The sequence below is a fragment of the Micromonospora sp. CA-240977 genome (assembly GCF_050942285.1).
GTDB lineage: Bacteria > Actinomycetota > Actinomycetes > Mycobacteriales > Micromonosporaceae > Micromonospora.
In genome coordinates, this window is record NZ_CP192055.1 from 6682749 (window position 1) to 6701947 (window position 19199).

At 71.8% G+C, this 19199-nt stretch carries 16 protein-coding genes; 5 read left to right on the plus strand and 11 right to left on the minus strand.

All coding sequences use genetic code 11. The annotated features are described in order from the left end of the window. Positions 1–45 precede the first annotated feature (45 nt). Both ACQPWW_RS30320 and ACQPWW_RS30325 read right to left on the minus strand, forming a co-directional pair. Positions 46–951, minus strand: a complete 906-nt coding sequence (locus ACQPWW_RS30320; protein WP_433134682.1) for an NUDIX hydrolase — start codon at positions 949–951, stop codon at positions 46–48. Positions 952–1123: 172 nt separating this feature from the next. Further along, entirely contained in the window at positions 1124–2074 is a 951-nt protein-coding gene (locus ACQPWW_RS30325; RefSeq protein ID WP_433127254.1) for an NUDIX hydrolase, read from the minus strand. 143 nt (positions 2075–2217) lie between these two features. Here ACQPWW_RS30325 and ACQPWW_RS30330 point away from each other — a divergent pair, with 143 nt between their 5' ends. Next, entirely contained in the window at positions 2218–2571 is a 354-nt protein-coding gene (locus tag ACQPWW_RS30330; protein ID WP_433127255.1) for a PspC domain-containing protein, read from the plus strand. A 7-nt stretch (positions 2572–2578) separates the two neighbouring features. Here the strand turns inward: ACQPWW_RS30330 and guaA are convergent, their stop codons facing one another. Then, positions 2579–4135, minus strand: coding sequence for a glutamine-hydrolyzing GMP synthase (gene guaA, locus ACQPWW_RS30335; protein ID WP_433127256.1), 1557 nt, complete (start codon positions 4133–4135; stop codon positions 2579–2581). A gap of 58 nt (positions 4136–4193) precedes the next feature. After that, a complete protein-coding gene (locus ACQPWW_RS30340; RefSeq protein WP_433127257.1) occupies positions 4194–5891 on the minus strand; it encodes an FAD-dependent oxidoreductase in 1698 nt (565 codons plus the stop codon). Positions 5892–6050: 159 nt separating this feature from the next. On the opposite strand from ACQPWW_RS30340, the gene ACQPWW_RS30345 reads away from it, so the two are divergent. Next, positions 6051–7160, plus strand: a complete 1110-nt coding sequence (locus tag ACQPWW_RS30345; RefSeq protein WP_433127258.1) for an LCP family protein — start codon at positions 6051–6053, stop codon at positions 7158–7160. Between the two features lie 171 nt (positions 7161–7331). On the opposite strand, the gene ACQPWW_RS30350 is transcribed toward ACQPWW_RS30345, so the two are convergent. The 4 genes from ACQPWW_RS30350 to guaB all read right to left on the minus strand — a co-directional run bounded on the left by ACQPWW_RS30350 (position 7332) and on the right by guaB (position 13179). Then, positions 7332–8786: a M1 family metallopeptidase gene (locus ACQPWW_RS30350; RefSeq protein WP_433127259.1), complete on the minus strand. Its 1455-nt coding sequence runs from the start codon at positions 8784–8786 to the stop codon at positions 7332–7334. A 110-nt stretch (positions 8787–8896) separates the two neighbouring features. Beyond that, positions 8897–10312, minus strand: coding sequence for a M1 family metallopeptidase (locus ACQPWW_RS30355; RefSeq protein ID WP_433127260.1), 1416 nt, complete (start codon positions 10310–10312; stop codon positions 8897–8899). Positions 10313–10467: 155 nt separating this feature from the next. Continuing rightward, positions 10468–11586, minus strand: a complete 1119-nt coding sequence (locus tag ACQPWW_RS30360; RefSeq protein WP_357814469.1) for a GuaB3 family IMP dehydrogenase-related protein — start codon at positions 11584–11586, stop codon at positions 10468–10470. Positions 11587–11616: 30 nt separating this feature from the next. Then, positions 11617–13179, minus strand: a complete 1563-nt coding sequence (gene guaB / locus ACQPWW_RS30365) for an IMP dehydrogenase (protein ID WP_091406429.1) — start codon at positions 13177–13179, stop codon at positions 11617–11619. A gap of 186 nt (positions 13180–13365) precedes the next feature. Between guaB and ACQPWW_RS30370 the strand changes: the two genes are divergently transcribed. Continuing rightward, positions 13366–13785, plus strand: coding sequence for a DUF5319 domain-containing protein (locus ACQPWW_RS30370; RefSeq protein ID WP_433127261.1), 420 nt, complete (start codon positions 13366–13368; stop codon positions 13783–13785). 12 nt (positions 13786–13797) lie between these two features. Here ACQPWW_RS30370 and ACQPWW_RS30375 read toward each other — a convergent pair whose 3' ends face one another. Next, positions 13798–14613, minus strand: coding sequence for a LuxR C-terminal-related transcriptional regulator (locus ACQPWW_RS30375; RefSeq protein ID WP_433127262.1), 816 nt, complete (start codon positions 14611–14613; stop codon positions 13798–13800). A 253-nt stretch (positions 14614–14866) separates the two neighbouring features. Here ACQPWW_RS30375 and ACQPWW_RS30380 point away from each other — a divergent pair, with 253 nt between their 5' ends. Both ACQPWW_RS30380 and ACQPWW_RS30385 read left to right on the plus strand, forming a co-directional pair. Then, positions 14867–15250, plus strand: a complete 384-nt coding sequence (locus tag ACQPWW_RS30380) for a WhiB family transcriptional regulator (protein WP_355032435.1) — start codon at positions 14867–14869, stop codon at positions 15248–15250. Between the two features lie 719 nt (positions 15251–15969). Beyond that, positions 15970–16530 (plus strand): hypothetical protein, encoded by a 561-nt coding sequence (locus ACQPWW_RS30385; RefSeq protein ID WP_433127263.1) that lies wholly within the window; start codon positions 15970–15972, stop codon positions 16528–16530. A 294-nt stretch (positions 16531–16824) separates the two neighbouring features. Here the strand turns inward: ACQPWW_RS30385 and ACQPWW_RS30390 are convergent, their stop codons facing one another. Further along, positions 16825–17217 (minus strand): hypothetical protein, encoded by a 393-nt coding sequence (locus ACQPWW_RS30390; RefSeq protein ID WP_433127264.1) that lies wholly within the window; start codon positions 17215–17217, stop codon positions 16825–16827. A 117-nt stretch (positions 17218–17334) separates the two neighbouring features. Next, positions 17335–19077 (minus strand): molybdopterin-dependent oxidoreductase, encoded by a 1743-nt coding sequence (locus ACQPWW_RS30395; protein ID WP_433127265.1) that lies wholly within the window; start codon positions 19075–19077, stop codon positions 17335–17337. Positions 19078–19199 lie beyond the last annotated feature (122 nt).

A 19199-nucleotide genomic window follows, 5' to 3' on the forward strand; every position in this document is an offset into this window, starting at 1 on the left:
TTGACTGTACCGGAGGGTCACCAACTCGGCCTATCGAGCGGAGTGCTATCGGGCACATTGTCCGATTGCCAGGGCAGCGATGTCGCTCAACGGCAGGTCGAGGGCCTGCTCGCGGGTGAACCAGCCAGCCCGCGCCGTCGAACCTCCGGCGGACTCGGTGACCACCGCATCGGTGGGCTCGTCCACAAGCACCCGGTAGGTGACCCGTACGCCATGCCAGTCCAGCGGTCGGCCCTCCGGGCCGAGCGCGGCGGGGTTGTGCAGGTTGTTCACACCGAGGATCTCCCCCACCCGGCCCCGCTGACCGCCCTCCTCGATCAGTTCCCGGAGCAGGCCGGTGGCCGGCTGCTCACCATGGTCGGTCCCGCCGCCGGGGAGGTGCCACAGGCCGGCCCCGGGATAGCCGGCCGCGATCTCGGTAAGCAGGATCCGCCCGGCCGGGTCGGTGACCAGCCCGTACGCCCCGAAGCGCAACCTGCGGTCGGGGTGCGGTGCCGGAGACGGCACGCGTGACCGGCGCGTTCCGGGGGGCAGCGGGGTGACCGGCAGGCCGAGCACCCCGGCGGTGAACGGGGTCAGCGGCACCCGCGCCGCCTCGGCCGGGGTGAGCCAGCGCGCCCGGTCGACGGTGCCGCCGCCGGTGTCGCGCAGGGTGCCGTCCTGCGCCCCGAGCTCGAACAGGAGCCGATCGGTGTGCAGCGAGACGTCATCCTCCCCAACGGCGACCACGTCGGCGACCACCGTGCGCAGCCGACCCACCGGCACCGTCAACCCGGTCTGCTCGGCGACCGCACGGATCAGGGCGCGCTCGGGGTGCTCGGCATGCGCGACAGCGCCGCCGGGCAGCCGCCAGACGCCCGGAAACTCGCCCTCGGCCCCGTCCCGGACCACCAGGACCCGGTCCGAGTCCCACAAAAGCCCATAAGCCCCAACACGCCGCACAAGGTTCATCCCCACCAACTCGCTCCCCCGCCGACCCGCCCGGCCACCCCGCCCGGATCCAGCGATGATCGACTCCGTTTTCCGGATGTCGGGGTATCCCCGGCGATGGGGACACCCCGACATTCACAAAACCGATTTGATCATGCGCCGTACCGCTTGTGGGGATTCTGGGCCGCGCGGATCAGGTGAGCTGGGCGGCCTGGACTGCCTCGGCGGTCACCTCGGTGAGGTGGTGGGTGGGCAGAGCGCCGAGCTCCTCCCGGGCGAACCAGCGGGCTTCGCAGGTGGAGCCGCCCACGTCGGCCACGGTCAACGGGTTGGGCTGGTCGACCACGACCCGGTAGAAGGCACGCACCCCGTGCCAGTCGATCGGGTAACCCTCGGGGCCGAGCGACGCGGCGTCCCGGTGGCTCGCCACCCCGAGCAGCTCGACCAGACGGCCGGTCTGCCCGGTCTCCTCGACCAGCTCGCGGATCAGCGCCGCACCGGGCTGCTCGCCGTAGTCGGTGCCGCCGCCGGGCAGGTGCCAGCAGCCGGCGCCCGGGTAGCCGTCGGAAACCCTCGTCAGCAGCACCCGACCGGCCGGGTCGGTGCACACCGCGTACGCGGCGAAGCGCTGCGCCCGGTGCAGCCCGTCCGGACCGGGCACCGCGTAGAAGGAGGGGAACTCGGGGGCCTCGTCGGGCACCACGTCGGCGGAGGACGCGGGCAGCCCGAGGGCACGTGCGGTGAACGAGCGCAGCGGCAGCTCACGCGCCTCGTCGAGGGTGTACCAGCGAGCCAGGTCGGTGGGACGCTCGCCGACCCGGTCGGCGAGGGTGCCGCCGCGGACCGCCACCCGGTAGATCAGCCGGTCGGTGTGGATGGTGATGCCGCGATCCGGCAGCGCCCGCATGTCGGCGAGGACGTCGGCCAGGCCCGAGACGGCAACCGAGAGGCCGGTCTCGGCAGCGGTTTCGCGCACCACCGTGTGGTTGGGGTCCTCGCCGTGGTCGACCGCCCCGCCGGGCAGGGACCACGTGCCGGGGGTGCCGGAGCGCTCCGAGGCGCGAACCAGCAGGACTCGGCCTGTCGAATCAGCACAGACTGCGTATGCCGCGATCCTGCGGAGCGGCTCCAGCAAGGTGGTCACGGAAGCAAATTCTCCCCGGGCCGGGTTACCGGAACGGAAAAGAGTCGGATTCCTGACTGTCTGGCCCCGATCAGGGATCGGTCAGGGTAAGGATCCGGGCGGTCACCGAGGGCGGGGCGGACACCGGCGCGGACCGTGGAGGTATGACATCGACCACCGCTCCCCACGCCCCGTACAGGCAGCTCCGTCGACCCACCACCGACCGCATGGTCGCGGGGGTCGCGAGCGGCGTCGGCCGCTACTTCGCCGTCGACCCCACACTGGTCCGGGTGGCCTTCGCGCTCACCGGTCTGCTCACCGGCGGTCTCGCGCTGTTCGCGTACCCGATCATGTGGTTCCTGATGCCGGAGGAGCCCACCGGCGCGCCGGCCTGGCCGCACGGCGCGGGCGTCGCGCCGCACGCGGGCCCGCCGCCGACCGCCGGACCCGCCCCCGGGTACGCCCCGACGCCGCCCTACCCGCCGACGCCGCCGTCCAGCCCGCCGCCGGCCGGGTGAGCGGCGCTCACTCCCACTCGATGGTGCCCGGCGGCTTGCTCGTCACGTCCAGCACCACCCGGTTGACCTCGGCGACCTCGTTGGTGATCCGGGTGGAGATCCGGGCCACGACCTCGTAGGGCAGCCGTGACCAGTCGGCGGTCATCGCGTCCTCGCTGGAGACGGGGCGCAGCACCACGGGGTGCCCGTAGCTGCGCCCGTCTCCCTGCACACCGACGCTGCGCACGTCGGCGAGCAGCACCACCGGGAACTGCCAGACGCCCCGGTCCAGGCCGGCGGCTGTCAACTCCTCGCGGGCGATCAGGTCGGCCTCGCGGAGCAGGTCGAGGCGCTCCTGGTTGACCGCGCCGATGATCCGGATGGCCAGGCCGGGGCCCGGGAACGGGTGCCGCCAGACCATGGCCTCGGGCAGGCCCAACTCCAGGCCGAGCGCGCGGACCTCGTCCTTGAACAGGGTGCGCAGCGGCTCGACGAGCGCGAACTTCAGGTCCTCCGGCAGACCGCCGACGTTGTGGTGGCTCTTGATGTTGGCGGTGCCGGTGCCGCCACCGGACTCCACCACGTCGGGGTAGAGGGTGCCCTGGACCAGGAACTCGACGTCGCCGTGCGAGGCGATCTCGCGGGCGGCGGCCTCGAAGACCCGGATGAACTCGCGACCGATGATCTTGCGCTTCTGCTCCGGGTCGGTCACGTCGGCCAGCGCGCCGAGGAACCGGTCGGTGGCGTCGACCACCTTCAGCTTGATGCCGGTGGCGGCCACGTAGTCCTTCTCCACCTGCTCGGCCTCACCGGCGCGCAGCAGACCGTGGTCGACGAAGACGCAGGTGAGCTGGTCACCGACCGCCTTGTGCACGAGCGCGGCGGCGACCGCCGAGTCCACCCCGCCGGAGAGGCCGCAGATGACCTCCTTGTCACCGACCTGGGCCCGGATCCGGGCAACCTGCTCGTCGATGATGTTCTCGGGCGTCCAGGTCGGCTCGATGCCGGCGATGTCGTACAGGAAGCGGGTCAGCATCTCCTGGCCGTGCGCGGTGTGCCCGACCTCCGGGTGGAACTGCACGCCGGCCCGCCGCCCGGCCAGGTCCTCGAAGGCGGCCACCGGAGCGCCGGCCGACTCGGCGGTCACCGTGAAGCCCTCGGGCGCGTCGGTGACGGCGTCGCCGTGGCTCATCCAGACCGGCAGGTCCGCCGGCAGGTCGCGCAGCAGCACACCGGGGTCGAGCAGGCGGGGGCGCAGCGGCGTGCCGCCGTACTCCCGGTTGCCGGTCCTCGCGACAGTGCCGCCGAGCGCCTGGGCCATCGCCTGGAAGCCGTAGCAGATGCCGAAGACCGGCACGTCGGCGGTGAACACGCCGGCGTCGATCTGCGGCGCGTCCGGCGCGTAGACGCTGGCCGGGCCACCGGAGAGGATGATCGCGGCGGGGTTCTTCGCCAGCATCTCGGCGATCGGCATCGAGTGCGGCACGATCTCGGAGTAGACCTTCGCCTCGCGAACCCGGCGCGCGATGAGCTGGGCGTACTGGGCTCCGAAGTCCACCACGAGGACGGGGCGAGGCAGGCTCATGTGCGCAAAGCCTACCGACAGTCACGACCGCCCCCGGCACCGGCTCGCCCGGCCGGGCTCACTGACGCAACGCGCCCGGGGCGTCCGTCGGCACCGCCGGGTGGTGCGGGGGCACTGGCGCCAGCCGGCGGTACGGGGACCCGAGCGTCGGCCGGGGGTCCTCCTCGCCCCGGTTGGGCCAGAAGGACATCGCCCGTTCCGCCTGCGCGGTGATCGTCAACGAGGGGTTCACGCCGAGGTTGGCCGAGACCGCCGCGCCGTCCACCACGTGCAGCCCCGGGTGCCCGTACACCCGGTGCCAGGGGTCGATCACCCCGTCGGCCGGCGTCGCCCCGATCACCGCCCCGCCCAGGATGTGCGCGGTCACCGGGATGTCGAACGGCTCGGTGAGCGAGCCGCCGGCGGTGCCGCCGATCTCCTCGGCGAGCAGCCGGGCCGCGGTGTTGCCGGCGGGGATCCAGGTCGGGCTCGGCGTGCCGTGCCCCGGGCCGGTGACCAGCCGACGGCCGAACACCCCCCGCCGCCACCGGGTGGTCAGCGAGTTGTCCACCGACTGCATCACCAGGGCGATCACCGTCCGTTCCGACCAGCCACGCACCGACAGCATCCGGGCCGCCAGCCCCGGTTGCCGCACCAGGCTGCCCAGCCAGCGCCGCACCCGGTGCGGACCGCCGTCGACGAGCAGCGACTGGAGCAGCCCCATCGCGTTGGAGCCGCGCCCGTAGCGGACCGGCTCGATGTGGGTCTGCGGGTCGGGGTGGAACGAGCTGGTGATGGCCACCCCCTCGGTGTAGTCCAGGCGTTCGGCGCGGGCCCGCTGGCGGGGCACCGAGGCGCCCAGGATCGCCTCCGAGTTGGTCCGGGTCAGCTCGCCGAGGCGGGGCGAGAGCCCGGGTAGCACGTCGTCGGCCCGCATGGCGTGCAGCAGCCGTTGGGTGCCGAGCGCCCCGGCGGCGAACACCACCTGGTCGGCGTGGATCACCTGCCGCCGCCTGCGCAGCCAGGCGCCCGTGCGCTCGGTGCGCACCTCGTACCCGCCCTCGCCGGCCGGACGGACGGCGGTCACCGTGGTCAGCGGGAGCACCGTCGCCCCGAGCCGCTCGGCCAGCCAGAGGTAGTTCTTGACAAGCGTGTTCTTCGCCCCGTGCCGGCAGCCGGTCATGCACGAGCCGCAGTGCAGGCAGCCGGTGCGCTCCGGGCCGGCGCCGCCGAAGTACGGGTCGGCGACCCGTTGGCCGGGCCGGCCGATGTGCACACCCACCGGCGTGGCGTGGAAGGTGTGCCCCACCCCCATCCGCTCGGCCACCGCCCGCATGGCCCGGTCCGCGCCGGTGTCCAGGGGGTACGTGGTGACGCCGAGCATCCGTTTCGCCTGGTCGAAGTGGCGGGCCAGCTCGGCGCGCCAGTCGGTGATGTCCCGCCACTGCGGGTCGGCGTAGAAGGCCGGCAGCGGCTCGTAGAGGGTGTTCGCGTAGACCAGTGAGCCGCCACCCACCCCGGCGCCGGACAGCACCAGCACGCCGCCGCCGGACCCTCGGTCGGCCGGGCGGAGCAGGGTGAGCCGCTGGATGCCGTAGCAGCCGAGCTTCGGCGCCCAGAGGAAGCGGCGTGCCCGCCAGGACGTCTGCGGGAACTCGTCGTCGGTGAAACGCCGGCCCGCTTCCAGCACGGCGACGGAGTAGCCCTTCTCGGCCAGCCGGAGCGCTGTGACACTGCCGCCGAAGCCGGACCCGATGACGACCACGTCGTACCGCATGGACGCATCATTACTCGCGAGTAGCGCTCGCGCCAGCGGCAGTTTCGCGCGATCATGCTCCGGCCGACCGACCCGGCGCCTTCCGGCCGCAACCCGGAGCACCCGTCGGAGCGTTGTTCACCAGACGGGTGGAAGGAATCCAGGATGATCCTCGGGTCGATGGCACCGCGCCGACGGTGGTTGCTGCTGGGGTTGACGGCCCTCGCCGCCGTCGCGCTGATCGCTGCCGGCGCGGTGGTGATCACCCGGTTGACCGGCGACAGCAAGCCGGGCGGCACGCCGCTGGCCGGCTCGCCGACGCCGACGCCGACGCCGATCGGGACGCCCACCCCGAGCCCCAGCGGCCCACCACCGGGCGCCGACATCACCGGCCCGCTCAACCTGCTGCTTGTCGGTGTGGACACCCGGGTCAGCGTGCCCGGATGGGAGCCGCACGGGGACGCGGTGCTGGTGCTGCACGTACCAAAGGGGTTGGGCCAGGCGTACCTCTTCTCCCTCCCCCGCGACCTGCTTGTCGACATCCCGGCGTTCCCGAAGGCCGACTACAAGGGCGGCAAGACCAAGCTCACCCACGCGATGAGCTTCGGCAGCCGGGTGCCGGGCAAACCCAAACAACCAAGCACCGCCCAGGGGTACGAGCTGCTGCGCAGCACTGTCAGCGGATACACCGGGCTGCGCATCGACGCCGGCGCGGTGCTCACCTTCAACGGGTTCGACCGGCTGGTCAACGCGCTGGGCGGCGTGGACATCTACGTCGATCAGCGGGTCGCCTCGCTGCACCGCCGACCGGACGGCAAGTACCGGGAGAGCGCGCCCGGCGGCTACAAGGGGCCGCAGCAAATCTACGAGAAGGGCGAGCAGCACCTCAACGGCTGGCAGGCGCTGGACTACGCGCGGCAGCGCTACATCACCGGCGGTGACTACGCCCGGCAGCGTCACCAGCAGCAGCTGATCCGGGCCATGACCCGCAAGATCCTGGACGAGGGCCTGGCCCGGCAACCCGAGCGGGTCGACCAGGTCGTCGCCGCCCTCGGCGACACCCTCGTCTACGTGGGCGGGCGGCGGATCGTGGACATCGCGTACGCGCTGAGTGGGCTGCCGGAGAACCGCTTCACGCTCGTCGGCCTGCCCGGTTCCGGTGTCGGCAAGGGCAGTGCCTACCGCGGCGAGCAGCTGACCGGCGACGGCCGGAAGTTCCTCACCGAACTGCGCGCCGGCCGCGCCGACGCCTACCTGGCCGCCCACCCCAACCTGGTCGTCAAGAACTGACAGCGGTCAGGGCCTATTTCATAAGGGCGGTCGAGCCGAGGCGGAGTCCGGGCGGCGATCCGGCAAGGCGCGGTTTCGTCCGGATACCGGTGTCGTATCCGGGCGAAACCGCAACGCCGCCGGTCGTCGTCCGGGCCCGCCGCAGGCCGGCCAGTCCTTATGAAACAGGCCCTAAAGCCGCTTGGGCAGGGCCGGCTTCCTGGTGCCGTAGAGCCAGTCGTCGAACACCGCGTCGAGCTGCCTGCCGGAGATGCGTTCGGCGAGCGCCACGAACTCCGCAGTGGTGGCGGTGCCGTTGTGCTTCTCCGCCGCCCAGGTCTTGACGATCTCGAAGAACGCCTTGTCGCCAACGGACACCCGCAGGGCGTGCAGCGTCATCGCACCACGCTGGTAGACCGACTCGCTGAACAGCTCCTTCGCCCCCGGCTTGCCCGGCGGCGTCTTCCACACCTTCGCCGAGGACCTGGCGTACTGGCTGTCGAACGCCTCCTCGGCAGTTGACTTCTTGGTGTGCTCGGCCCAGAGCCACTCCGCGTACGTCGCGAAGCCCTCGTTGAGCCAGATGTCCTCCCACTTGCCCAGGGAGACGCTGTCCCCGAACCACTGGTGCGCCAGCTCGTGGGCGACCACCTCGGTGTTCTCGCCACCAGCGAAGAAACTCGCCGCGTAGACCGGGCGGCTCTGCGTCTCCAGCGCGTACGAGATCCGGCTGTCCGCGACCACCACACCGCCGTACGCGTCGAACGGGTACGGCCCGAACACGGTCTCCAGGTAGTCGGCGACCTTCGTCGTCTCCGCGATCGACGAATCGGCGGAACCGTTTGCCGCGATCGCGACAGCGCTGTAGACCGGCTTCCCCCGGTGCGTGGCAGTGGTGATCCGGAAGTCGCCGATCACCAGCGTGCTCAGGTAGCTGGCCATCGGCGACTTCTCCGACCACTTCCAGGTGGTCCACCCCGCGGTGCTGGCCTTCCCGCCGGGAACGCCGTTGCTGACCGCGGTGAGACCGTCCGGAACGGTGATCTCGAAGTCGTACGCCGCCTTGTCGGACGGGTGGTCGTTGACCGGGAACCAGGTGCTTGCCGACTCGGGCTGCCCCAGCGCGATGGCACCGTCGGGGGTGTGCAGGAAACCACCATCACCGAGGGTGTCGTTCTTCAGCGGCTTCGGCACGCCCGAGTAGGCGACCTCCGCGACGAACCCGTTGCCGTTGATCAGGCCCGAGGCCGGCTTGACCACCAACTCGTTCCGCTCCCGGCGGTGCGTCGCCGGCGCGCCGTCCACTGTGACCGCGGTGACGGTCAGCCCGGCGAGGTCGAGGTTGAACGTCGACAGGTCGGCCGTCGCGGTGGCCTGCACTGTCGTCGTACCGGTCAGTTGGTCCTTCGCCGGGTCGTAGCGCACCTTGACCACGTACCGCGCGACGTCGTAGCCGCCGTTGCCGTAGCTCGGGAAGTAGGCGTCGCCGGCCCCCGGCGCGCCCGCGGTGAACGTCCGCGACGGCGTGGGGGCGGCGCTCGGCGACGGTGCCGCCTCCGTGCCTGTCGAGTCGCATCCCGACAGTGCGAGAGCCCCGGTCACCAGCAGAGCCGAGCCCATCCGCAGTCTGCGTCGCGTCACCCGCATCCCACACCCTCCCCCGTACGGTGGCGGTGACGGCTCACGCCGCCCCGCGCGAGCGGGTGTTTCCCCGCCGATCGCAGGCGGCAGCATATCGACAGGCCATCACGGCTCCGTCACGGCAGTGTGGGCGCGGAGCCACCCACCAACCAGGCGTCGAAGAGCGGTCGGAGCTGTCGACCCGCCACCCGCTCGGCAAGCGCGACGAGGTCCGCGGTGGTCGCGTTGGCCGTCGCCCGCTCGGTGGTCCAGGTCCGCAGGATGCGGAAGAACGTGTCGTCACCGACGGTCCGGCGCAACGCGTGCACGGCCAGCGCCCCGCGCTTGTAGACGGCAGTGCCGAACATCCGCTCCCGGCCCGGCTCGACCGACGGCTGCGACCAGTCGGTCGCCGCGTACTGGAGCTCGAAGTTGCGCTGGACGGTCCGGCCGCCGTCGTGTTCCTCCCACAGCCACTCGGCGTAGCTGGCGAAGCCCTCGTTCAGCCAGATGTCGCTCCACCGGCTCACCGACACGCTGTCGCCGAACCACTGGTGCGCCAACTCGTGCGCGACGACACTCGGGTTGGGGCGGTCGTCGGTGAAGAACGCGGGCCCGTACACCGGGCGGGACTGGGTCTCCAGCGCGTACCCGACCCGGTCGTCGGCGACCACGATCCCGCCGTACGAGTCGAACGGGTACGGGCCGAAGCGACTGGCCAGGAAGTCGGCGATCGCACCGGTGCGGGCCAGTGAGCTGGCCGCGCCGCCGGCCGGGGGCAGGCTCGCCGCCACCGCGGTGACCATCGGCCGACCGGCGTGCGTGCCGGTCACCACCCGGTAGTCGCCGATCACCAGCGTGGTCAGGTAACTGGCCATCGGGGTGCGCTCCGACCAGCGCCAGGTGGTCCAGCCGTCGGCGCTGCTCTTCGGCCCGGGCACCCCGTTACTCAACGCGGCCAGGCCGTCCGGGACGGTCACCGCCAGGTCGTAGCTGGCCTTGTCCGACGGGTGGTCGTTGACCGGGAACCAGGTGGCGGCCGAGTCGGGTTGGCCGAGCGCGACAGCGCCGTCGGCGGTGTGCAGGAAGCCGCCACTGCCCAACGCCCCGTCCACGACGGCGGTGGGCACGCCCGCGTAGTCGACGGTCACTGTGAACTGCTGACCACGGGGGAGCCCGTGGCGCGGCGTCACCACCAACTCGCCGTCGTCGCGGCGGTGGTCGGCCCGCGCGTCGCCCATCCGGACAGCGCTCACGTTCAGGCCGGCCAGGTCCAGATTGAACCGGGACAGGTCCTGGGTGGCAGTGGCGGTGATGACGGCTCGACCGGTGAGCCGGTCGGTCGACGGGTCGTAGCGGACGTCCAGGCCGTAGTGGGTGACGTCGTAACCACCGTTGCCGCGCCCCGGCACGTACGGGTCACCGGCGTCGGCCGCACCGGGCCGGAACCCGTCCCGGTGCTCGCCCGTACAACCGGTGACCACCAGCCCGATGACGCAGCTCAGCGCGGCGGCCAGCCGGATGCCGGCGGGCGACCGTCCGGTCCGGACCATGCACACTCCTCCCGCGGGTCCCCGGGTCAGGACGAGCGTAGCCAGCGCCGCCGACCCTGCGACCGGTATCGGCAGTTTGCGGGACTCGTGGCGCAACGCGACGAGGGCCGACCCCGCACCAGGCGGGGCCGGCCCTCCGGCGTCTGTGGGAAGGGTCAGCGGTCGAGGACCAGGCCGACCTTCTGGAACTCCTTCAGGTCGCGGTAACCGCACTTGGCCATCGCCCGACGCAGCCCACCGAACAGGTTGAGCTGACCGTCGGCCTCGTCCGCCGGACCGAAGAGCAGCTCCTCCATCGACCCGAGCGGGTCACCGGCCACCTCGAACGCGCCCCGCGGCAGCGACGGGTGACTCGCCGCCGAGTGCCACCAGGCGCCACCGGCGGGCGCCTCCTCGCAGAGCGACAGCGGCTCACCGAGCATCACCGCGTCCGCGCCGCAACCCAGCGCCTTGGCGATGTCGCCCGACGTCTGGATGTCACCGTCGGCGATCAGGTGCACGTACCGGCCGCCGGTCTCGTCGAGATAGTCGCGACGGGCCGCCGCGGCGTCGGCGATCGCCGAGGCCATCGGCACCCGGATGCCCAGCACCGACTCGGTCGTCGACCACTCGTCGCCACCGATGCCCACGATCACACCGGCCGCGCCGGTGCGCATCAGGTGCAGCGCGGTCTTGTAGTCAGTGCAGCCACCGACGATCACCGGCAGGTCGAGGTCGGCGATGAACTCCTTGAGGTTCAACGGCTCGTCGGTGGTCGACACGTGCTCAGCCGAGACGATGGTGCCCTGGATGACCAGGATGTCCACCCCGGCGTCCAGGATGACCGGGGCCAGCGCCAGGGTGTGCTGCGGAGAGACCCGCACCGCCACCGTGCCGCCACCGGCGCGCAGCTCACGGACCCGCTCGGCGATCAGGTCCGGGCGGATCGGCTCCGCGTACACCTCCTGGAGCCGCTTGGTGGCGCGGGCGTCCTCATCGAGGCCGGCCAGTTCGTCAAGCACCTTCGTCGGGTTCTCGTAGCGGGTCCACAGACCCTCGACGTTGAGCACGCCGAGACCGCCGAGCTGACCGAGCCGCACCGCCGACGACGGGCTCATTGTGGCGTCGGAGGGGTGGCCGACGCACGGAATGCCGAACGGGTACGCGTCGAGCTGCCAGGAGGTCGACACGTCGTCGACGTCCCGGGTGCGGCGGCTCGGCACGATGGCGATGTCGTCCAGGTGGTAGCCGCGCTGCGCGGTCTTGCCCAGCCCGATCTCGACCACGTCACGCATGGGGGACTCCAGGTGGTTGGGGGTGTTGGGTCAGCGGGTGTGGTAGTTGGGCGCCTCGACGGTCATCTGGATGTCGTGCGGGTGGCTCTCCTTCAGCCCCGCCGCGGTGATCCGGATGAGCTGGCCCCGACGGTGCAGATCGGGGATGTTCTCCGCACCGGCGTATCCCATTGCCAGTCGCAACCCGCCGACCAACTGGTGGGCCACCCGGGAGAGCGGACCCCGGTAGGGCACCTGACCCTCCACGCCCTCCGGGACCAGCTTGTCGTCGCTGAGCACGTCCTGCTGGAAGTAGCGGTCCTTGCTGTACGACTTGGCCTGGCCCCGGGACTGCATCGCGCCGAGCGAGCCCATCCCGCGGTACGTCTTGAACTGCTTGCCGTTGACGAAAATCAGCTCGCCGGGGCTCTCCTCGCAGCCGGCCAGCAGGCTGCCGAGCATCACCGTGTCGGCGCCAGCCACCAGAGCCTTGGCGATGTCGCCGGAATACTGGATGCCGCCGTCGCCGATCACCGGCACACCGGCCGGGCGGGCGGCCCGAGCCGCCTCCATGATCGCGGTCACCTGCGGCACGCCGACCCCGGCGACGATCCGGGTGGTGCAGATCGCGCCCGGCCCCACGCCCACCTTCACACCGTCGGCGCCGGCGTCGACAAGCGCCTTCGCGCCGGCGTACGTGGCCACGTTGCCGCCCATGATGTCGACAGTGACGTCGGCCTTGAGCCGGCGAACCATGTCCAGCACGGCCCGCTGGTGACCATGCGCGGTGTCCACGATCAGCACGTCGACGCCCGCGTCGACAAGGGCACGGGCCCGCTTGTACGCGTCCTCGCCCACACCGATGGCGGCGGCGACCCGGAGGCGGCCGGCGTCGTCCTTGCTGGCGTCCGGGTACTGCTCGCTCTTCGTGAAGTCCTTGACGGTGATCAGGCCGCGCAGCCGGCCCGAGTCGTCGACGATCGGCAGCTTCTCGACCTTGTGCTGACGCAGCAGCGCCAGCGCGTCGTCCTTGCTCACGCCGACCCGGGCGGTGACCAACGGGGTGTGGGTCATGATCTCGCGGACCGGAGTGTTCGGCTCCGAGACGAACCGCATGTCCCGGTTGGTGACGATGCCGACCAACTGGCCGTCGCCGTCCACCACCGGCACGCCGGAGATGCGGTAACGCCCGCACAGCTCGTCGACCTCGCGCAGCGTGTCGTCCGGGCTCGCGGTCACCGGGTTGGTGATCATGCCGGACTCGGACCGCTTGACCAGGTCGACCTGGAGCGCCTGGTCCTCCAGGGAGAGGTTGCGGTGCAACACGCCGATGCCACCCTGGCGGGCCATGGCGATCGCCATCCGGGCCTCGGTCACCGTGTCCATCGCGCTGGACAGCAGCGGAATGGACAGCTCGATGTTGCGGGTGAGCTTCGTCCGGGTGTTGACCCGGCTGGGCACCACGTCCGACTCGCCCGGCTGCAACAGCACGTCGTCGAAGGTGAGGCCGAGCGGAACCACCCGGGCAGAGCCGGCCGGCAGCTCGGGCAGGTGGCCGCCCAGGTCGGCGTGCTCGACGCCGGCCGGAAGATCGGTGCTGGGCGAATTTTCCACGATTGCTCCCCTGAGCTGCTCGGATGGGCTTCAGCGAGGTGGCGCGGGCGGGCACCGGAGCGCGCCACGGTGCCGGCACGTCGCCTCATCGTACCCAGTGAGCTGGGCGACCCGTCCGTGGCGGGCCGAGCCGGCGCGGAGGCCGGGGGGCGGACGTTCGCGCCGCGTTGGGTCTACGGTGAGGGGGTGCACGACGAGCCCATCGACCCGTTCAACGGCGACCCGGCCGATCCGACCGCGAGTCTGGACGACCCGGGCGATGACGCGACGCCGGATCCGCTGACCGACGTCGAGCGGCAGGATGTGCTGGAAGACCTCGCCGACCTGGAGATCTACCAGGCTCTGCTGGCCCCGATCGGGGTCCGTGGGCTGGTCATCGAATGCGAGGACTGCCGGGAGCCGCACTACTTCGACTGGGACCTGCTCCGCGGCAACCTCCGGCACCTGCTCAACTCCGGTCGGCCCCGGGTGCACGAGCCCGCGTACGACCCCGACCCGGACCACTACGTGACCTGGGACTACGCCCGGGGGTACGCGGACGGGGTGCACGACACCCTGACCGAGGGCACCGACGACGAGCCGGGCGCCCCGACCGCCACCGAGTGACGGCGGCCCGTCTCAGGCGACCAGGCCGGCCCGGAATCCCGCCGCCACCGCGTGCGCCCGGTCCCGAGCGCCAAGCTTGCGGAACAACCGGCGGGCGTGCGTCTTGACGGTGTCCTCCGACACGAACAACTCCCGGCCGATCTCCGCGTTGCTCTTGCCCTCGGCCATCCCGAGCAGCACCTGAAGCTCGCGCTCGGTGAGCCCGATCGCCGCCCGACTGGGCCGGGCGTTCGGGGCGGGCCGGGCCGGGTCGGCCTGGTCCGCCGACTCGCCGGTCGCCGACTCGGCCTCGTCGTCACCCCGCTGCACCGGCACCGACGGCACACCCGCCTGCCCCTCGCCGGGCGTGGCCGCCCAGCCGGGGTCGCCGGCGCCCCGCGGTGACGGCCCCGAGCGACCCGAACCGCCCACCGCCGCGGTGTCCCGGGCCGGATCGGTGATCCGCTGCCGCGACGCCCGCCCGGGGGCGGTGAGCAGCAGCAGCGCCTTCGCCACCGCGCTGGTCAGGTCGTGGTCGACATTCTGGATGAGACCCCGGGCACCAGCGCTGATGGTGGCCGCCGCGGCCTCGGACTCCTCGGTGCCGAGCAGCAGCACCGCGGCCTGCGGCGCACGGGCCAGCACCCGACGGACGAAGCCAGCGCTGTCCGGCCGGGTGAGGGCCGTGTCGGCAAGCACCACGTCAGCCGGTCGCTCGGCGAGCCGCAGCATCACCTCAGGATCGGAGACGGCGGTACGAACGATTGCGGACAACCCCAGCCGCGCGGCAGCAGAAGTAAGGTGCTGGGCCGCGAGTGGTGTCCGAACGCACACAAGAACGGTACGCACTGTGGTCTCCTCTCCGCCAACGAGCAGACCATGACGGGGTCCGCTGGGGAGGGGGTTCCCGGCAATCCTTCGAACTTTTCCGACAGTTAGGGCAAAAGCCGCAATTTCTAGGACGTTTTCGATCACAGACGTGTGAGTCGACAACAGTCCGGGTACCGGGAGGTCCAGGCCGGGAACGGTGCGCCTGCGCGGCCCGCCGCCCGGATGCCGGCCACATGGATTCTCGCGGAGCCGCGCGGGAGGAGGGGTGCTGATGTCGAACGTACGTAGACTGCCCGGACCCATCGTCGATCTCTGGGACTGGCAGCGACTCGGTGCCTGCCGAGGCCGGGACAGTGCCCAGTTCTTCCACCCCGACGGCGAGCGAGGTTCCTCCCGACTCCGTCGCGAGTCGGCCGCCAAGGCAGTCTGCCGCGCCTGCCCGGTACGCGCCGAATGCGCCGCGCACGCGCTGTCGGTACGCGAGCCCTACGGCGTCTGGGGCGGTTTCAGCGAGTCGGAACGGCTCCGACTGCTCGCCGTCGGCTGGGAGGACCTGGCCGACCGCCGGCACGCCCGGGTCGACGTCGCACGACTGGAGGCCCGCCTGGGCCGCCCACACAAGTCGACCGTCCCGGCCCAACGCCACGTCGCCTGACGTCCCCGACTTTTCGCGAAACCGCGCCCCCGGTTCGGGGGCGCGGTTTCGCGTCACCGGGTTCGGGGGCGCGGTTTCACGTCACCGGGTTCGGGGGCGCGGTTTCGCGTCACCGGTCCGGGAAGCGCCGCCGTGGGCGAGTCCGCTGGGGCAAACTTGCCGCAGTGGCGGGAGGTTTGTCGGGTTTCGAGACCTCTGGCCTGTGACCGGACACACCCGTGGCCCGGAATCATGGCCGGGCCGGGGTCGTTACATACCCTGACGATCGCAGCACCACCGGCTCGCCGCCCCGCCCAGCGGGGTTGGAATGCGGGCTACGGTCCGGTCGTTACAGTCCCCACGAACGACCACCCGGTCACCGCTTCCGCGAGGGTGCCGATGGATGGGCCGCCCCCGGGAATGACCCCGGCCCGCCGGTCGTTACACCTGGACCCGGCACCACAAGCCCTCGCTCACCGGCCGCCGAACCAGGCACCGGAACCCGCCGCTCGCCGACCTTGGCACGAGCCCCCCGCTTTTAGGTCGCCGACCCTGGCGCGAGCCACCCGCTTGTGAGGTCGCCGCAATTTTGGGCGTCGTGAGCCTTCCGGCTTACCAGTCGCCCACCCCTCCAGACTTTCCCCCCTGTTTTGTGCAGCGCCGGACGAGGTGCTCACACCCGTGCCGCCGGCCCCCCGGTCAGTGGTTTGGGTGTTCCTACCCCCGAAGGAGCTACCCCCATGAACACGATCATGCGTAAGAGTGTCCTGTCCGTTGCTGGTCTCGCGTTCGCCGGTGGTGTGTTCGCCGGTCCGATCGCCGCCCACGCCAACCCGGTCGACGCCAAGCCCGTCGCGGCCACGGTGCAGACCAGTGCACCGAAGCCGCAGGGCGACCAGTCCCGGATTCCCCTGAACGGTGAGCAGACGGCCAACGTGAAGGCGATCATCGCCGCGACGAAGAAGGCCGGCCTGCCCGAGCGCGCCGCGGTCATCTCGATCGCGACGAGCCTGCAGGAGTCGAAGTTGGAGAACCTGGGTCATCTGGGTGACAGCAACGACCACGACTCGTTGGGCCTGTTCCAGCAGCGCCCGAGCTCGGGTTGGGGTACTCCGGAGCAGATCACTGACCCGGCTTACTCGACGACGGCGTTCCTCAAGGGCCTCACGCAGGTCGACGGTTGGCAGGACATGCCGTTGACCGAGGCCGCGCAGACCGTGCAGGTGTCCGCCTACCCGGACGCGTACGCCCAGTGGGAGCAGCAGGCCACCGACCTGGTCGGCCAGTACTGGAACAGCTGACCCCCACCGGCTGAACACCGACCGCTGGCCGGCACCCCACACCCCGGGGTGCCGGCCAGTGGCGTACCCGGCCAGGCCGGTGGGTTGTGGGGCTGGCGCGACGCGTCGTCGGCCACCGGCACCCCGGCCTCCCGCGGCGGTTCTTCGGAGATCTTGGACAGTTTCCGTCAGCGGCTAACGGAAACTGTCCAAGATCTCGCGGCCGGTGGGGGTGCAGGTGAGGTGCAGGCGGTCGGTGCCACGTTCCTCCGCCCGCTTGGGACGCCCTGCTGACCGATTTGCTCGCCGACGACCTCAGCGAGTGGCCCCGAGCCCCCCGGATCGGTGACGCTGAGGCATCCGACGGGCGGCGTTGGTGGCGAGCGCCCCGGCGACCAGAGCGGTCAGCACCCCGACCAGTTGGATCGCCTGTCCGGTCGCCACGTCGGCCCCGTGCCGCCCGAGCAGGTTGTCCACCCCGGTCGGGCTGATCACGAACCCGACTGCCACGAAGAGGCCCAGCAGCGCGCCCACCGCCGGCGACCAGCGCCACGGCGCGAGCGCGACGAAGAGGGCGCCAGCCAACAGGATGATCATGCCGGGCGGTACGGCGATGGGGAACTCGACCCCGGCGGCCCACAGCACGCCGATGCCCGCGGCGCCGACGACGAGGCCGGCGATGGTGAACGTCCGTGCGGTAACAGTCATGGCTTCACCCTGTCCCGCTACGGTCCGGTCCACGTCCGCCCGGCGACGTCATCCCGGATACGGCAGGCTGCGTACTCCGGTCGGAGATCGTGGGCGGTCGTCGTCGGGTGTGGGCGGTCAGCGAACGGTGACGGTGACGGTGTGCCAGCCGGTGGCGCCGTCCGGGGCGACGTCCTGCGTACGCTCGGTCTGGGTGTCGCCTGTCGCGTCCGTCGCACGGACCTGGAGGCGGTGCTCGCCCGGCGTGGCGTCCCACCGCCAGGACCACTGCACCCAGGTGTCCACCGACACCGTCGGGGCCAGTTCCGCCTGCTGCCAGTCTCCGCCGTCGACGCGTACCTCGACCCGGCTGATGCCCCGGTGCTGCGCCCAGGCCACACCGGCGACGGTGACCGGGCCGGTGGTCAGCCGGTTCCGACTCCGGGGGGCGTCGATCCGCGACTGGGTCTTGATCGGCCCCTGGGCGGACCAGCCGCGCGGCACCCAGTACGCGTCGAAGTCGGCGAACCGGGTCAGCTCCAGCTCGGTCACCCATTTGCAGGCTGACACGTAACCGTAGAGGCCGGGCACCACCATCCGGACCGGGAAGCCGTGCTCGACCGGCAGTGGCTCGCCGTTCATGCCGACCGCCAACAGCGCGTCCCGTCCGTCGCGCAGGGCGGCGGTGGGGGTGCCGCAGGTCCAGCCGTCGACCGACCGACCGACGACCTGGTCGGCATCGTCCTCCGGGTCGACCTCGTCCAGCAACTCCCGAAGGGGTACGCCGAGCCAGCGGGCGTTGCCGATCAGGTCCCCGCCCACCTCGTTGGAGACGCAGGCCAACGTGACGTACCGCTCGACCAGCGGACGGGCCAGCAGATCCGCGTAGCTGTAGGTGCGCTCGGTGCCGACCCGCCCGTGGATGCGCAGCCGCCAGGTGTCCGGATCCACCTGCGGCACGACAAGCGCGGTGTCGATCCGGTAGAACCCGAAGTTCGGGGTGACGAACGGCGCGAGTTGCGTCAGTGCGAGGTCCGCGCCGGCCGGCACGGCCGGTGCGGGGGCCACCGGCGCGGGCAGTCGGATCGCGTCCCGGGCGGCGGACACTCCGCGCCGGCCGGCCAGCCAACGTCCACCGAGACCGGCAACCAAGGCGGCGCCGAGCAGCACCCCGCTGCCGGTGAGGAACCGCCGCCGCGATTCCGGGTCCACTCCGGCTGGCCCGGCCGGCTCGACCGCCGCCGCCGGCCCGGCGGGAGTCACCGGCACCGGACCCGCCGGGGACACCGGCACCGGACCAGCCGGCGACACCGGCACCGGACCAGCCGGCGACACCGGCACCGGACCAGCCGGGGACACCGGCGACACCGGACCAGCCGGCGACACCGGACCGCCGGTCGACACCGGACCAGCGGCGGGTGTGGGTGGTGACCAGGGCCACGGGTTCAGCTCGAACGGTCCGGCGATGAACAACCAGAGCACCAGGGCGCCGAGCCCGGCACCGACGAGCGACGGCAGCGCGTCGGCCGCGTCCGCACCGGAGCGGGTCAGGGCGGCGACCACGCCGATGACCCCGAACGCGGCGATGCCGGCAAGGCCGAGCGCCAGCCGGCGGACCGCCAACATGCCGAACAGCGCGGCGAACGCTCCGAGCAGCAGACCGGTGCCGATCAGCAGTGCGATCTTGTCGGCGGTGCCGAAGAGGTCGATGGCGAACTGCTTCAGCGACTCGGGGACGGCGTCGACGACCACCCCGCCGACAGCGACCAGAGGAGCCGACCGGGGGCCGGTAAACACTGCCACCGGTTCGGCGATTCCGATCGCGACGGCGGCGGCTGTCACTCCGGCCAGCGCGGCGTACCGCCGCGACGTGGTGCTCATCGGCCCAGTGTGCGCGATCATCCTGCCCGGCAGCCAACAACGTCAGCGTTCGGTAATGACCTGAGCAGACGAAGCGGGGCGCACCGTCGTACGACGGTGCGCCCCGCAACGGGTGTCGCTAC

Excerpts from the sequence above, each read along its gene's own strand:
- ACQPWW_RS30320 (WP_433134682.1), bottom strand. The coding sequence starts at position 951 with ATGAACCTTGTGCGGCGTGTTGGGGCTTATGGGCTTTTGTGGGACTCG.
- ACQPWW_RS30330 (WP_433127255.1), top strand. The coding sequence starts at position 2,218 with ATGACATCGACCACCGCTCCCCACGCCCCGTACAGGCAGCTCCGTCGA.
- guaA (WP_433127256.1), bottom strand. The coding sequence starts at position 4,135 with ATGAGCCTGCCTCGCCCCGTCCTCGTGGTGGACTTCGGAGCCCAGTAC.
- ACQPWW_RS30340 (WP_433127257.1), bottom strand. The coding sequence starts at position 5,891 with ATGCGGTACGACGTGGTCGTCATCGGGTCCGGCTTCGGCGGCAGTGTC.
- ACQPWW_RS30345 (WP_433127258.1), top strand. The coding sequence starts at position 6,051 with ATGGCACCGCGCCGACGGTGGTTGCTGCTGGGGTTGACGGCCCTCGCC.
- ACQPWW_RS30350 (WP_433127259.1), bottom strand. The coding sequence starts at position 8,786 with ATGCGGGTGACGCGACGCAGACTGCGGATGGGCTCGGCTCTGCTGGTG.
- ACQPWW_RS30355 (WP_433127260.1), bottom strand. The coding sequence starts at position 10,312 with ATGGTCCGGACCGGACGGTCGCCCGCCGGCATCCGGCTGGCCGCCGCG.
- ACQPWW_RS30360 (WP_357814469.1), bottom strand. The coding sequence starts at position 11,586 with ATGCGTGACGTGGTCGAGATCGGGCTGGGCAAGACCGCGCAGCGCGGC.
- ACQPWW_RS30380 (WP_355032435.1), top strand. The coding sequence starts at position 14,867 with ATGTCGAACGTACGTAGACTGCCCGGACCCATCGTCGATCTCTGGGAC.
- ACQPWW_RS30385 (WP_433127263.1), top strand. The coding sequence starts at position 15,970 with ATGAACACGATCATGCGTAAGAGTGTCCTGTCCGTTGCTGGTCTCGCG.
- ACQPWW_RS30390 (WP_433127264.1), bottom strand. The coding sequence starts at position 17,217 with ATGACTGTTACCGCACGGACGTTCACCATCGCCGGCCTCGTCGTCGGC.
- ACQPWW_RS30395 (WP_433127265.1), bottom strand. The coding sequence starts at position 19,077 with ATGAGCACCACGTCGCGGCGGTACGCCGCGCTGGCCGGAGTGACAGCC.